12 protein-coding genes are annotated in these 14,680 nt (G+C 56.0%); 3 read left to right on the forward strand and 9 right to left on the reverse strand.

The genetic code is table 11. The features are described 5' to 3' along the window. The first annotated feature begins 155 nt into the window (after positions 1 to 155). The 3 genes from ABLU96_RS11915 (at position 156) to ABLU96_RS11925 (ending at position 3,189) form a co-directional block, all read left to right on the forward strand. Positions 156 to 1,151 (forward strand): peptidase U32 family protein, encoded by a 996-nt coding sequence (locus ABLU96_RS11915; protein ID WP_004106058.1) that lies wholly within the window; start codon positions 156 to 158, stop codon positions 1,149 to 1,151. Between the two features lie 8 nt (positions 1,152 to 1,159). Continuing rightward, complete coding sequence (locus ABLU96_RS11920; RefSeq protein WP_064404321.1) at positions 1,160 to 2,038, forward strand: U32 family peptidase; 879 nt, start codon at positions 1,160 to 1,162, stop codon at positions 2,036 to 2,038. Between the two features lie 143 nt (positions 2,039 to 2,181). Further along, on the forward strand, positions 2,182 to 3,189 hold the full coding sequence (locus tag ABLU96_RS11925; protein WP_032693258.1) for an LLM class flavin-dependent oxidoreductase: 1,008 nt from the start codon (positions 2,182 to 2,184) through the stop codon (positions 3,187 to 3,189). Positions 3,190 to 3,221: 32 nt separating this feature from the next. On the opposite strand, the gene mtr is transcribed toward ABLU96_RS11925, so the two are convergent. The 9 genes from mtr to infB form a co-directional block, all read right to left on the reverse strand. Continuing rightward, positions 3,222 to 4,466 carry a tryptophan permease gene (gene mtr / locus ABLU96_RS11930; RefSeq protein WP_025108146.1) on the reverse strand — a complete coding sequence of 415 codons (1,245 nt, stop codon included), beginning with the start codon at positions 4,464 to 4,466 and terminating at the stop codon, positions 3,222 to 3,224. Between the two features lie 144 nt (positions 4,467 to 4,610). Continuing rightward, the gene (locus ABLU96_RS11935; protein ID WP_064404323.1) at positions 4,611 to 6,572 is read right to left on the reverse strand and encodes a DEAD/DEAH family ATP-dependent RNA helicase; all 1,962 of its coding nucleotides are present in this window, start codon (positions 6,570 to 6,572) and stop codon (positions 4,611 to 4,613) included. Next, positions 6,565 to 6,645, reverse strand: coding sequence for a protein YrbN (gene yrbN / locus ABLU96_RS11940; RefSeq protein WP_085954934.1), 81 nt, complete (start codon positions 6,643 to 6,645; stop codon positions 6,565 to 6,567). Before yrbN ends, ABLU96_RS11935 begins: the two co-directional genes overlap by 8 nt. A gap of 100 nt (positions 6,646 to 6,745) precedes the next feature. Beyond that, the gene (gene nlpI, locus ABLU96_RS11945; RefSeq protein WP_004854535.1) at positions 6,746 to 7,630 is read right to left on the reverse strand and encodes a lipoprotein NlpI; all 885 of its coding nucleotides are present in this window, start codon (positions 7,628 to 7,630) and stop codon (positions 6,746 to 6,748) included. Between the two features lie 107 nt (positions 7,631 to 7,737). Further along, complete coding sequence (gene pnp, locus ABLU96_RS11950; protein ID WP_009651902.1) at positions 7,738 to 9,876, reverse strand: polyribonucleotide nucleotidyltransferase; 2,139 nt, start codon at positions 9,874 to 9,876, stop codon at positions 7,738 to 7,740. Between the two features lie 241 nt (positions 9,877 to 10,117). Next, positions 10,118 to 10,387 carry a 30S ribosomal protein S15 gene (rpsO, locus tag ABLU96_RS11955; RefSeq protein ID WP_002918244.1) on the reverse strand — a complete coding sequence of 90 codons (270 nt, stop codon included), beginning with the start codon at positions 10,385 to 10,387 and terminating at the stop codon, positions 10,118 to 10,120. A 147-nt stretch (positions 10,388 to 10,534) separates the two neighbouring features. After that, entirely contained in the window at positions 10,535 to 11,479 is a 945-nt protein-coding gene (truB, locus tag ABLU96_RS11960) for a tRNA pseudouridine(55) synthase TruB (RefSeq protein WP_014839629.1), read from the reverse strand. Beyond that, on the reverse strand, positions 11,479 to 11,880 hold the full coding sequence (gene rbfA, locus ABLU96_RS11965) for a 30S ribosome-binding factor RbfA (protein ID WP_004106092.1): 402 nt from the start codon (positions 11,878 to 11,880) through the stop codon (positions 11,479 to 11,481). The genes truB and rbfA overlap by 1 nt, the downstream gene beginning before the upstream one ends. 91 nt (positions 11,881 to 11,971) lie before the next feature. Further along, positions 11,972 to 14,662, reverse strand: a complete 2,691-nt coding sequence (infB, locus tag ABLU96_RS11970; protein WP_025108147.1) for a translation initiation factor IF-2 — start codon at positions 14,660 to 14,662, stop codon at positions 11,972 to 11,974. Between the last annotated feature and the right edge of the window lie 18 nt (positions 14,663 to 14,680).

The following is a 14,680-nucleotide window of genomic DNA, read 5'->3' on the forward strand; positions in this document are numbered from 1 at the left end:
AAATCAACAAAATCACGATGCCGGGCCGCAGGTATTGATCCCGCCAATACGCTTTTAACTGCCTCAAATCAAAAATTGTCACCAAAAGGTTAACTAAAATCCCAGCTCATTAACCATCCAGCGTCCCTGACGGGCCGCGTTTTTCAGGAAAAATTATGGAGCTGCTCTGCCCAGCCGGTAACCTTCCGGCGCTTAAGGCGGCCATCGAAAACGGCGCCGATGCCGTCTATATCGGGCTGAAAGATGACACCAACGCCCGCCACTTTGCCGGCCTTAATTTCACCGAAAAGAAACTGCAGGAAGCCGTCAGCTTTGTGCACCAGCATCGTCGCAAACTGCATATTGCCATTAACACCTTCGCGCATCCTGATGGTTATGCCCGCTGGCAGCGCGCGGTCGACATGGCGGCGCAGCTGGGCGCCGACGCGCTGATCCTCGCCGATATCGCGATGCTGGAATACGCCGCCGAGCGTTATCCGCATATTGAGCGCCACGTTTCCGTCCAGGCCTCGGCCACCAACGAAGAGGCGGTAAAGTTTTATCATCGCAATTTTGACGTCGCCCGCGTGGTGCTGCCGCGCGTGCTGTCGATTCACCAGGTCAAACAGCTGGCGCGCGCCACGCCGGTGCCGCTGGAGGTTTTTGCCTTCGGTAGCCTGTGCATTATGGCGGAAGGGCGCTGCTACCTTTCCTCTTATCTGACCGGCGAATCGCCGAATACCGTCGGCGCCTGTTCGCCGGCGCGCTTCGTGCGCTGGCAGCAAACGCCGCAGGGGCTGGAATCACGCCTTAACGAAGTGCTGATTGACCGCTATCGGGACGGTGAAAACGCCGGCTATCCCACCCTCTGTAAAGGGCGGTATCTGGTCGACGGCGAACGCTACCACGCGCTGGAAGAGCCCACCAGCCTGAACACCCTGGAGCTGCTGCCGGAACTGATGGCGGCCAATATTGCCTCGGTGAAAATCGAGGGGCGCCAGCGCAGCCCGGCGTATGTTACCCAGGTGGCGAAAGTCTGGCGTCAGGCGATCGATCGCTGCAAAGCCGATCCGCAAAACTTCGTACCGCAGTCCGCGTGGATGGAGACCCTCGGTTCCATGTCCGAAGGTACGCAAACCACCCTTGGCGCCTATCACCGTAAATGGCAGTGAGAACAGCAATGAAATATTCATTAGGGCCGGTGCTTTATTACTGGCCAAAAGAGACGCTGGAAGATTTTTACCAGCAGGCGGCAAGCTGCAGCGCGGACACAATTTACCTCGGCGAAGCGGTATGCAGCAAACGTCGCGCCACCAAAGTCGGCGACTGGCTCGACATGGCAAAAACGCTGGCGGGAAGCGGTAAACAGGTGGTGCTTTCCACCCTCGCGCTGGTGCAGGCGTCCTCGGAGCTGGGCGAACTGAAGCGCTATGTCGATAACGGCGAATTTCTGATTGAAGCCAGCGATCTCGGCGTCGTTAACCTGTGCGCGGAACGTAAGCTGCCGTTCGTCGCCGGGCACGCGCTTAACTGCTACAACGCCGTCACCCTGCGTCTGCTGCTCAAGCAGGGCATGGTGCGCTGGTGTATGCCGGTCGAACTTTCCCGCGACTGGCTGGCGAATTTGCTGACCCAGTGCGACGAGCTGGGCATTCGCGACCGGTTTGAGGTAGAGGTCCTGAGCTACGGTCATCTGCCGCTGGCCTACTCCGCCCGCTGCTTTACCGCGCGCTCGGAAGACCGGCCGAAAGACGAGTGTGAAACCTGCTGCATAAAATACCCTAACGGGCGCGACGTGCTTTCGCAGGAGAACCAGCAGGTGTTCGTCCTCAACGGCATTCAGACCATGAGCGGCTACGTCTACAACCTCGGGAATGAGCTAAGCACCATGACCGGGCTGGTGGATATGGTTCGCCTGTCGCCGCTGGGTAGCGAGACCTTCGCTATGCTGGACGCCTTCCGGGCGAATGAAAACGGCGCGGCGCCGCTGCCGCTGACGGCGAACAGCGACTGCAACGGCTACTGGCGACGACTGGCCGGGCTGGAATTGCAGAGCTGATTAACCGCTCACTTTGTTAATGGCTATCGCTGCTTTTTAATGCACTATTAAAGATGCAGCTTTTCTGGCTGGCGTATCCTGGATACGCCAGGCTGGAAGAAGACCTTCAATCTGATGACGATGCTGTAGCAAAGTGAGCCTTTATGACTGACAAATCTGTTTCGTTCTCGGTGCTCGATCTGGCGCCGATCCCGCAAGGTTCTTCCGCAAAGGAAGCCTTCTCCCACTCTTTAGACCTGGCGCAGCTGGCGGAAAAGCGCGGCTATCACCGCTACTGGCTGGCCGAACACCATAATATGGTCGGTATCGCCAGCGCGGCGACTTCCGTACTGATTGGCTACCTTGCCGCGAATACCACCACTCTGCATCTGGGCTCCGGCGGCGTGATGCTGCCGAACCATTCGCCGCTGGTGATTGCCGAGCAGTTCGGTACGCTCAATACGCTCTACCCGGGACGCATCGATCTCGGCCTTGGCCGCGCGCCGGGCAGCGATCAGCCAACCATGCGCGCGCTGCGTCGCCATATGAGCGGCGATGTCGATAACTTCCCGCGCGATGTCGCGGAGCTGGTGGACTGGTTCGACGCCCGCGATCCTAACCCGCACGTGCGCCCGGTTCCCGGCTATGGCGAGAAGATCCCGGTCTGGCTGCTCGGCTCAAGCCTGTACAGCGCCCAGCTGGCGGCGCAGCTTGGGCTGCCGTTTGCCTTTGCCTCGCACTTCGCCCCGGATATGCTCTTTCAGGCTCTGCACCTCTACCGCACCCACTTCCAGCCGTCAGAGCGGTTAGCGAAGCCGTACGCGATGGTATGCATTAACATTATTGCCGCCGACAGCGACAGAGATGCGGAATTTCTGTTTACGTCCATGCAGCAGGCGTTCGTCAAACTGCGCCGCGGCGAGACCGGACAGCTGCCGCCGCCGGTGCAAAATATGCATCAGCTGTGGTCCGCTTCAGAGCAGTACGGCGTCGAAAAAGCGCTGAGCATGTCGCTGGTCGGCGATAAAGCGAAAATCCGTCACGGGCTGGAGTCGATCCTGCGGGAAACCCAGGCCGATGAAATCATGGTCAACGGCCAAATCTTCGATCATCAGGCGCGCCTGCATTCATTTGATTTGGCGATGCAGGTGAAAGAAGAGCTTCTCGGATAGTGAAAAATGCGGCATTTCTGCCGCATTTTCAACTAGTGATAGGTGGGTAATACGTTAAAGCTCGACAGGAAATGCACGATAACGTTACCCAGCCCGAACAGCAGGACCAAAGCAATCATCGGCTTTCCACCCCAAACGCGAAACAATGGGCTACCAAAGCGTTTGCGCGATGCGCGAGCCAGCAGCGCCGGTACAATTGCCGCCCAGATCGTCGCCGCCAGCCCCGCATAGCCGATCGCGTAGAGGAATCCGTTCGGCCACAGCAGGCCGCCCGCCATCGGCGGAACAAAGGTGAGAAGCGCGGTTTTAAAGCGTCCCAGCGCGGAGTCATCGAACCCGAACAGATCCGCCAGATAATCAAACAGACCGAGCGTCACGCCAAGGAATGAACTGGCAACGGCAAAGTTCGAAAAAATGACTAACAGCAGATCCAGACTCCGGCTGTTCAGTACCCCACTGAGCGCCTGGACCAGGACATCTATGTTGCCCCCCTTCTGCGCAATACCGATAAACTCAGGGCGTGGGATATTACCCATCGTCACCAGCAGCCACACCACGTACAGGCCCAGCGCCAGCAGCGTACCGTAAACCAGACACTTAACGATTGTGCGCGGATCTTTGCCGTAGTACTTCATCAGGCTCGGCACGTTGCCGTGATAGCCGAAGGACGCGAGGCAGAACGGCAGCGTCATCAGCAGATAGGGCATATACGAGGCATTTTGTTCAGCCACGTTAAACAGGGTGGTCGGCTGGACGTGCCCCAACAGGCTGCCAAAGGTCAAAAAGAAGGTAATGACCTTAGCTCCCAGCACAATGGCCGTCATGCGGCTCACCGCTTTGGTGCTCAACCAGACGATAAACGCCACCAGCAGCGCAAAACCGAAACCTGCCGCCCTTGCCGGTACGTTCAGCGACATTTCGCTAAACGTATGGTGCAGAATCGAGCCGCTGGCGGAGATATAGGCGTAAGTCAGAATATAAAGAACAAAGGCGATCGACACGCCGTTAACCAGATTCCAGCCTTTGCCGAGCAGATCTTTAGTAATGGTATCGAAGCTCGAGCCAATCCGGTAATTCAGGTTCGCTTCGAGGATCATTAACCCGGAGTGAAGCATACAAAACCAGGTAAAAACCAGCGCCGCCAGAGACCAGAAGAACCACGCGCCGGACATCACAACCGGCAGTGAGAACATGCCCGCCCCAATAATCGTCCCGCCAATAATCACTACGCCGCCAAACAAGGACGGTCGGGTTGCCGTAGTGGTAAGTGTCGCCATTTGCCGAAATCTCCAGTCGAAAATACTTTTCTTGTTATCAACGTGACGCACTGTACCAGTACACGAGTACAAAGGGAATAAAAAAAGCCCCAATCATAAAGATCGGGGCTGTATCGTTTACTTTACGTTAGCGGAAAGCGCTAATTATGCATCGCCACCGAAACGACGACGACCTGCGGAGTCATCGCGACGCGGAGCTGAAGCATCATCGCGGCGCGGCGCGCGGCCACCTTCACGACGTTCGCCGCTGAAACGACGACCTTCACCACGGCCGCCTTCGCGACGCTCACCGCCGAAACCACGGCCTTCACGACGTTCACCGCCGCCGAAGCTACGACCGCCTTCACGACGCTCACCGCCGCCACGACGTTCGCCGCTGCGTTCAGGACGCGGCTGAGCATCGCCCAGCAGCTGCATGTTCATCGGCTTGTTCAGGATGCGGGTACGCGTAAAGTGCTGCAGCACTTCGCCCGGCATGCCTTTCGGCAGTTCGATGGTGGAGTGAGAACCAAACAGCTTGATGTTACCGATGTAACGGCTGCTGATGTCGCCTTCGTTGGCAATTGCGCCAACGATGTGACGAACTTCAACGCCGTCATCACGGCCCACTTCAATACGGTACAGTTCCATATCGCCAACGTCACGACGTTCACGCTTCGGACGATCTTCGCCGCTGCGTTCCGAACGGTCGCCGCGCGGGCCACGGTCGTTACGGTCGCCGCGACGTTCGAAACGATCGTCACGGTCGCGGAACTCGCGCTTAGGACGCATAGGCGCATCCGGCGGCAGGATCAGCGGACGTTCGCCCTGAGCCATTTTCAGCAGCGCGGCGGCCAGCGTTTCCACGTCCAGCTCTTCGCCTTCGGCAGACGGCTGGATTTTCGCCAGCAGCGCACGGTACTGATCCAGATCGCTGCTTTCCAGCTGCTGCTGAACTTTCGCCGCGAATTTTTCCAGACGGCGTTTGCCCAGCAGTTCTGCGTTCGGCAGTTCAACTTCCGGAATGGTCAGCTTCATCGTACGTTCGATATTGCGCAGCAGACGACGCTCGCGGTTCTCAACGAACAGCAGCGCGCGGCCAGCACGACCCGCACGACCGGTACGGCCGATACGGTGAACGTAAGACTCGGAATCCATCGGGATATCGTAGTTAACCACCAGGCTGATACGCTCAACGTCCAGGCCACGGGCCGCAACGTCGGTTGCAATCAGGATATCCAGACGACCGTCTTTCAGACGCTCCAGAGTCTGCTCACGCAGGGACTGGTTCATGTCGCCGTTCAGCGCAGCGCTGCTATAACCGCTACGCTCCAGCGCTTCGGCCACTTCCAGGGTCGCGTTTTTGGTACGAACGAAGATAATCGCCGCATCAAAATCTTCCGCTTCCAGGAAACGCACCAGCGCTTCGTTTTTACGCATACCGTAAGCAGTCCAGTAGCTCTGGCTGATGTCCGGGCGAGTTGTTACGCTCGACTGGATGCGCACTTCCTGCGGCTCTTTCATAAAGCGGCGGGTAATACGGCGAATGGCTTCCGGCATGGTGGCAGAGAACAGAGCGGTCTGATGACCCTCCGGGATCTGCGCCATAATGGTTTCTACGTCTTCGATGAAGCCCATGCGCAGCATTTCGTCAGCTTCATCCAGAACCAGACCGCTCAGCTTAGAGAGATCCAGCGTACCGCGTTTCAGGTGGTCCAGCAGACGACCCGGGGTACCGACAACGATTTGCGGCCCCTGACGCAGCGCGCGCAGCTGCACGTCATAACGCTGGCCGCCGTACAGGGCAACCACGTTTACGCCGCGCATATGTTTAGAGAATTCCGTCATTGCTTCAGCAACCTGTACCGCCAGTTCGCGGGTCGGCGCCAGCACCAGAATCTGCGGTGCTCTCAGCTCAGGATCGATGTTGTTCAGCAGCGGTAAAGAGAACGCTGCGGTTTTACCGCTACCCGTCTGGGCCATACCCAGAACGTCGCGGCCGCCCAGCAGATGCGGAATGCACTCAGCCTGGATCGGAGATGGTTTTTCGTAACCCAGATCGTTAAGCGCTTCAAGGATGGGAGCCTTCAGGCCCAGATCTGCAAAAGTGGTTTCGAATTCAGCCATGTAGTACGTGTGCCTCAAAATTAATGGCGGCCAGTCTACATAACTCATCGTGAAAATTTTCGGTAATTTTCATTGAAAAGTGTGAACCGGCTCAAAGTAGGTGTATTAACGAACAACAACGCCCTCACCCGCAAAGGTGATGGCAATCAAAAAAGGGCTGATGTGTTCGTCAGCTATTGCTGGTCCGATTCTGCCAGGTCATCTTGCTCCTGGCCCAAGAGCGATAATTCCAACAATGCGTATCGGTGCTCAACGTAGTTATGAACGTTGTTTGCGACCGCCAGTTTGAACAGTGCCGTAGCGCTGTCCTTGTCCCCCAGACTTAGGTAGTACTTACCTAAATAGAAGTTGGTTTCACTGAGATGCTCAGCGAGCGAGGTGTTATCCGTTGCGTCTGCCTTCAGACGGTCCATTAGCTCTTTTTCGCTAATGTCGCCAAGGTAGAACCCGACAATGTTCCATCCCCATTGTTCTTTATCCGACTTGTTTAAGCGCTGTCTCAGTGCTTCAAGCGCCTGCTTCTCATCGAGCTGACGCTCGGCGAGATAAAGCCACAGGCTTCGGAAAGGATCATTGGGATCGTCTTGATAAAACGCCAGCAGATCATCTTGCGCTAACTTAGCGCGACCGCCGTAATACAGGGCGATACCGCGATTTAAGTGCGCGTAGTTGTAAGTTGGATCAAGCTCAAGTACAGAATCAAACGCTTCATAGGCAGCATCAAAATTGCCTGCCTGCGTTAAGTAAATGCCTAAGTAATTGAATACTTCAGGCATATCCGGTCGGATTGCCAGCGCTTGTGAAAAATCATTTCGCGCTAATGCCCTCAGACCGAGACTATCATACAACACTCCGCGCTCATATAAAAGCTGTGCGCGTTCGTCATCGGTTAAAGCCCGACTGGCAAGAATTTGTTCCATGCGCGCCAGAATCACTTCCTGCTGCAAAGTCGGTTGCAATGGCACCGCGAGGACTGCGTCCTTACGCCAGGCAGAGTTGCTGCATCCTGCCAGCGTGAGAGCTGTCGCCACGAAACACCAGCGCAAAAAAGGCTTCATTTCCCACTCCCGAAGACAACGATTGGATGAACGTCCAGTTCCCCGGCTGCAAACAGGGCGTCCTGCCCGCAATGCGCCCTCCGCAATGCGGAGGGCAAACGGCAACCTTACTCGCCCTGCTGTTCGGCAGCCGGAGCTTCCGGCGCAGCCGCAGGCTGAGTTTGTTCAGTTGCTTCTTTGATGCTCAGACGGACACGGCCCTGACGGTCAACTTCCAGAACCTTAACCGGCACTTCCTGACCCATCTGCAGATAGTCGGTCACTTTCTCAACGCGCTTGTCGGCGATTTGAGAGATGTGAACCAGACCTTCTTTACCGCCGCCAATGGCAACAAACGCGCCAAAGTCAACGATACGGGTCACTTTACCGTTGTAGATACGGCCAACTTCGATCTCAGCGGTGATCTCTTCGATACGACGAATCGCGTGCTGCGCTTTGTCGCCATCGGTTGCCGCGATCTTCACGGTACCGTCATCTTCGATTTCGATAGTGGTGCCGGTTTCTTCGGTCAGCGCACGAATAACGGAACCGCCCTTACCGATAACGTCTTTGATTTTGTCCGGACTGATCTTGATCGTGTGGATACGCGGTGCGAATTCAGAGATATCGCCGCGCGGCGCGTTAATCGCCTGTTCCATCACGCCCAGGATGTGCAGACGCGCACCTTTAGCCTGGTTCAGAGCAACCTGCATGATCTCTTTGGTGATACCTTCAATTTTGATATCCATCTGCAGAGCAGAGATACCTTCGCGGGAACCCGCTACTTTGAAGTCCATATCGCCCAGGTGATCTTCATCGCCCAGAATGTCAGACAGTACAACGAAGTTGTCGCCTTCTTTCACCAGACCCATTGCGATACCCGCAACGGCGGCTTTCACCGGCACGCCTGCGTCCATCAGCGCCAGAGAAGCGCCACAAACGGAAGCCATGGAGGAGGAGCCGTTAGATTCGGTGATTTCAGAAACCACGCGAACGGTGTACGGGAACTCTTCGATAGTCGGCATCACGGCCAGTACGCCGCGCTTAGCCAGACGACCGTGACCAATTTCACGACGCTTCGGAGAACCGACCATTCCCGTTTCGCCTACGGAGTACGGAGGGAAGTTATAGTGGAACAGGAAGGAGTCCGTGCGCTCGCCCATCAGTTCATCGATGTTCTGCGCGTCGCGTGCGGTGCCCAGGGTCGCAGTAACCAGCGCCTGAGTTTCGCCACGGGTAAACAGTGCGGAACCGTGGGTACGCGGCAGAACGCCGGTACGAACGTCCAGACCACGAATCATATCTTTTTCACGACCATCGATACGCGGCTCACCGGCCAGTACGCGGCTACGCACCACGTTTTTCTCGATTGCGTGCAGGATTTCGCCCAGTTCGTTAGCGTCCAGAGCTTCATCTTCCGCAACCAGGGTCGCGATAGTTTCAGATTTGATCACGTCAACCTGAGCATAGCGCTCCTGTTTGTCGGTGATACGGTAAGCATCGCTCAAGCGAGATTCAGCCAGCGCGGCAACGCGCGCGTTCAGCGCCGCATCAACCACTTCCGGCTGCCAGTCCCAGCGCGGCTTACCGGCTTCTTTCACCAGATCGTTGATGTTCTGAATAACCACCTGCTGCTGGTCGTGACCAAACACGACCGCGCCCAGCATCTGGTCTTCGCTCAGCAGTTCAGCTTCGGATTCAACCATCAGTACTGCGGCTTCGGTACCTGCGACAACCAGATCCAGTTTGCTGGACTTCAGCTCTTCCTGGGTCGGGTTCAGCACGTACTGGTCATTAATATAACCCACGCGAGCGGCGCCAATTGGGCCGTTGAAAGGAATACCGGACAGGGACAGCGCTGCGGAAGCGCCGATCATCGCGACGATATCCGGGTTAACCTGCGGGTTAACGGAAACCACGGTCGCGATAACCTGAACTTCGTTAACGAAGCCTTCCGGGAACAGCGGGCGAACCGGGCGGTCAATCAGACGCGCGATCAGGGTTTCGCCTTCGCTCGGACGGCCTTCACGACGGAAGAAACCACCCGGGATTTTACCTGCAGCGTAGGTACGCTCTTGATAGTTAACGGTCAGCGGGAAGAAATCCTGGCCTGGCTTCGCTTTTTTCTGGCCCACAACGGTAACGAATACCGCGGTGTCATCCATGCTAACCATAACGGCGGCAGTTGCCTGGCGCGCCATCATGCCGGTCTCCAGCGTTACGGTATGTTGGCCGTACTGGAATTTACGAACGATCGGATTAAGCAAAATTCTATCCTTTTATCTATAGATGATGTCAAATCCACGATAAGACATCGTATGACCCGATCTTCTGCATCCTCGCGACTAATGACAACCTTTACCCGCCCCTGCGAGTCAAGCCTCTCATTAGCCGCGCGAACCTCTGCATGAAGATCATTAATAGCAACAATACATGAGTTTTTAATGAATTGCTGCCGCCCGGTCGAAAAAAGGGGCCGTGAGGCCCCTTCTTCTGAAACTCGCAGAATTAGCGACGCAGACCCAGACGCTCGATCAGCGCAGAGTAACGTGCAACATCTTTACGTTTCAGGTAGTCGAGCAGTTTACGACGCTGAGAAACCATGCGCAGCAGACCACGACGGCTGTGGTGATCTTTTTTGTGCTCTGCAAAGTGACCCTGCAGGTGGTTGATCTGTGCAGTCAGCAGTGCAACCTGAACTTCAGTAGAACCGCTGTCGTTTTCGCCACGACCGAACTCAGAAACGATTTTTGCTTTAGCTTCAACGCTTAGAGACATTTTCGAACTCCAAAATTAAAAGAAAGAAAGGGTGCCGATCTCTAATTCAGCAACCCCTGATATAACGCTCGCAAATGTTAAAACACGTTGGCGAGTGTTAAGCGGCGATATTCTACTCGCAGCAGCCTTTTATCGCAAGGAAAGCGCTCAGACAGGGTATTCAACCACCAGACGACGAGGCGCCACGCGGCCTTCATCATCCATCTCACCCATACCAAGAAACTTCTCTTCAGCGCCTTCAGTAACGCGAACCAGCCCCTGCAGCGGCGCGCCCGATGTCCGCACCGGGTTACCGTTTTTAAAGTAGACGGCCGAGGTTTCCGGAATATTCACCAGCGGGTAATCCGAAGCCGGGCTGTCCATCGGCATCAGCAGCGGGTCCAGCAGCTGGGCTGCGGGAATATCCTGCGCATGTGCTTGTTCGACAAGCGCCTGCAGCTGCTCCAGCGTCACCATCCGTTCGACGGGATATTTACTGACAGCCAGGCGACGCAGGAAAATGACGTGCGCACCGCACCCGAGTTTCTCGCCTAAATCATCAATAATCGTGCGGATATAGGTGCCTTTCGAGCAGTGAATCTCCAGCTCGAGCTCCGTCCCCTCATGGCGAATAAACAGCAGCTCGTACACCGTAATCGGCCGGGATTCACGCGGTACTTCAATCCCCTGTCGGGCATATTCGTACAGCTTTTTCCCCTGGTATTTCAGCGCCGAATACATCGACGGTACCTGCTGGGTTTCGCCACGGAAGCCGTCGAGCGCTGCCGCCAGCTGCTCCGGGCTAAACGTCAGCGGACGCTCCTCCACCACCTGGCCATCGGCATCAGAGGTATCGGTGCGCTGGCCAAGCCTGGCAATCACGCGGTAGCGCTTGTCAGAATCGAGCAGATACTGGGAAAACTTTGTCGCTTCCCCGAGGCAAATCGGCAGCATACCGGTCGCCAGCGGATCCAGCGCCCCGGTGTGCCCTGCCCGATTAGCATTATAAAGCCGCTTAACTTTCTGCAGCACGTCGTTGCTGGATGCGCCCTGCGGTTTATCCAGCAACAGTACGCCATGCACGTCACGGCCGCGACGACGAGGACGACTCATTAGTCCTCCTTACTGTCGTCCGGGTTCACACGACGTTCATCGTCATGTTTTACCACGCTGGTCACCAGGTTCGACATGCGCATCCCTTCGACTAATGAATTGTCGTAGAAGAAGGTCAGTTCCGGCACGATACGCAGGCGCATCGCTTTGCCCAGCAACGAGCGGATAAAACCAGACGCTTCCTGTAAGGCCTTGATCCCCGCTTTCACTGCGGCTTCGTCTTTGTCGTTCAGGAAGGTCACAAACACTTTGGCATAGGCCAGGTCGCGGGACATTTCAACGCCTGAAACGGTCGTCATCATGCCCAGACGCGGGTCTTTAATTTCGCGCTGCAGGATGATTGCGATCTCTTTTTGCATCTCCTGGGCCACGCGCTGCGGGCGACCAAATTCTTTCGCCATAATAAATTCTCCAGACAAATAAGGGGGCCACGCGGCCCCCTTTAATTTTGTATAACCGGGTGGCGCTGCGCTTCCCCGGCCTACTAAACGATTAATCGATGGTACGTTGAATCTCGATGATTTCGAACACTTCGATCATATCGCCAACGCGAACGTCGTTGTAGTTCTTAACGCCGATACCACACTCCATACCGTTACGAACTTCGTTAACGTCATCTTTGAAGCGGCGCAGGGATTCCAGCTCGCCTTCATAGATAACCACGTTGTCGCGCAGGACGCGGATTGGGTTATGACGCTTGATCGTACCTTCGGTAACCATACAGCCTGCGATGGCGCCGAATTTCGGCGATTTGAACACATCACGGACTTCAGCCAGACCAATGATCTGCTGTTTCAGTTCCGGAGACAGCATGCCGCTCATCGCTGCTTTCACTTCGTCGATCAGATGGTAGATGACGGAGTAGTAGCGCAGATCCAGGCTTTCCGCGTCGATAACTTTACGTGCGGATGCATCAGCACGTACGTTGAAGCCAACCAGAATCGCGTTGGATGCGGCCGCCAGGGTCGCGTCGGTTTCGGTGATACCACCTACGCCGGAACCGATAATCTTCACTTTCACTTCGTCGGTAGACAGTTTCAGCAAGGAGTCGGAGATCGCTTCCACAGAGCCCTGCACGTCCGCTTTGAGGACGATGTTCACTTCGTGAACTTCGCCTTCGGTCATGTTGGCGAACATGTTCTCAAGCTTAGATTTCTGCTGACGAGCCAGTTTAACTTCACGGAATTTACCCTGACGATACAGCGCAACTTCACGTGCTTTTTTCTCGTCACGCACAACGGTCACTTCGTCACCGGCAGCCGGTACACCTGACAGGCCAAGGATTTCCACCGGAATGGACGGACCCGCTTCCAGCACTTCCTGACCCAGTTCGTTACGCATCGCACGAACGCGACCGTATTCGAAACCGCACAGGACGATGTCGCCTTTATGCAGCGTACCTTCGCGTACCAGAACGGTGGCAACCGGACCACGACCTTTATCGAGGAAAGATTCGATAACCGCGCCGCTCGCCATACCGTTGCGAACCGCTTTCAGCTCCAGAACTTCAGCCTGCAGCAGGATAGCATTCAGCAGATCGTCAATACCGGTACCGGCTTTAGCGGATACAGGGATGAACTGCGCTTCGCCACCCCACTCTTCCGGCATAACGCCGTACTGAGAGAGCTCGTTTTTAACGCGATCCAGGTCCGCTTCCGGCTTATCGATTTTGTTCACCGCAACCACCAGAGGTACCTGCGCCGCTTTCGCGTGCTGGATAGCTTCGATAGTCTGCGGCATTACGCCGTCGTCTGCCGCCACAACCAGAACCACGATATCCGTCGCCTGCGCACCACGAGCACGCATAGAGGTAAACGCGGCGTGACCCGGGGTATCCAGGAAGGTGATCATACCGTTGTCGGTTTCGACGTGGTACGCACCGATGTGCTGGGTAATGCCGCCCGCTTCGCCAGAGGCCACTTTCGTTGAACGAATGTAGTCCAGCAGAGAGGTTTTACCGTGGTCAACGTGACCCATGATGGTCACAACCGGTGCGCGCGGTTCAGCCGCAGCGCCGGTGTCACGGTCGCTCATTACCGCTTCTTCCAGCTCGTTTTCACGACGCAGGATAACTTTGTGGCCCATCTCTTCGGCAACCAGCTGTGCGGTTTCCTGGTCGATAACCTGATTAATCGTCGCCATGGCGCCCAGCTTCATCATCGCTTTGATGACCTGAGAACCTTTGACGGCCATCTTGTTGGCCAAATCGCCAACGGTGATGGTTTCGCCGATGATAACATCACGGTTAACCGCCTGAGCCGGCTTCTGGAAGCCTTGCTGCAGAGCAGAACCTTTACGATGCTTGCCACCTTTACCGCCGCGAACGGCCGCACGGGCTTCTTCACGATCGGCTTTCGATTCAGCGTGTTTGTTGCCTTTCTTAGCCGGACGCGCTGCTTTCGCATTACGTCCACGGCCGCGACCGCCTTCAACTTCACGATCGTTATCGTCTTCAGCCTGACGCGCATGCTGAGAAGTCGTTACGTGATAGTCAGTGGTCTCTTCAGGGGTTTCTGGCGCTTCAGTCCAGTTCTTTTCATTTTCTTGAGCCATACGGCGTGCTTCTTCCGCTACACGGCGCGCTTCTTCTTCAAGTTTGCGGCGTGCTTCTTCTTCCGATTTGCGCTTCAGCTCCGCAGCTTCGTTTTCGCGGCGTTGCTTTTCAGCCTGGGCGGTTTTGGTCATATCGTCGGTTTGTTGATTGCTCACTTTGTCTTTTTCCGCGGCTTCACGTTTCGCTTTATCGGCGAGTTCACGTTTCGCTTGTTCTGCGGCCTCACGTTCAGCTTTTAATTGCGCCTCGCGTTTGGCAGCTTCTTCTGCCTCACGACGGGCTTGCTCTTCCGCTTCACGCTGCGCCTGCTCTTCCGCGGCAAGGCGTTCGGCCTCTTGCGGATCGCGTTTCACAAAGGTGCGTTTCTTGCGGACTTCGATTTGTACCGACTTACTCTTTCCACCGGTACCCGGAATATTTAACGTGCTGCGCGTTTTGCGCTGCAGCGTCAGCTTGTCGGGCGCTGAGCCGTGTTCACGGTTCAGGTGCGTCAACAAGGTTTGCTTCTCTTGCGCGGTCACAGAATCATCAGCCGATTTGCGGATCCCTGCATCAGCAAATTGCTGTATCAGGCGATCCACAGAGGTCTGAATCTCTGAGGCCAGCGCTTTAATGGTCACATCTGTCATGCTGTTCCTTCCTGCTAC

The organism is Klebsiella sp. CN_Kp106 (assembly GCF_040064575.1).
GTDB lineage: Bacteria > Pseudomonadota > Gammaproteobacteria > Enterobacterales > Enterobacteriaceae > Klebsiella > Klebsiella michiganensis.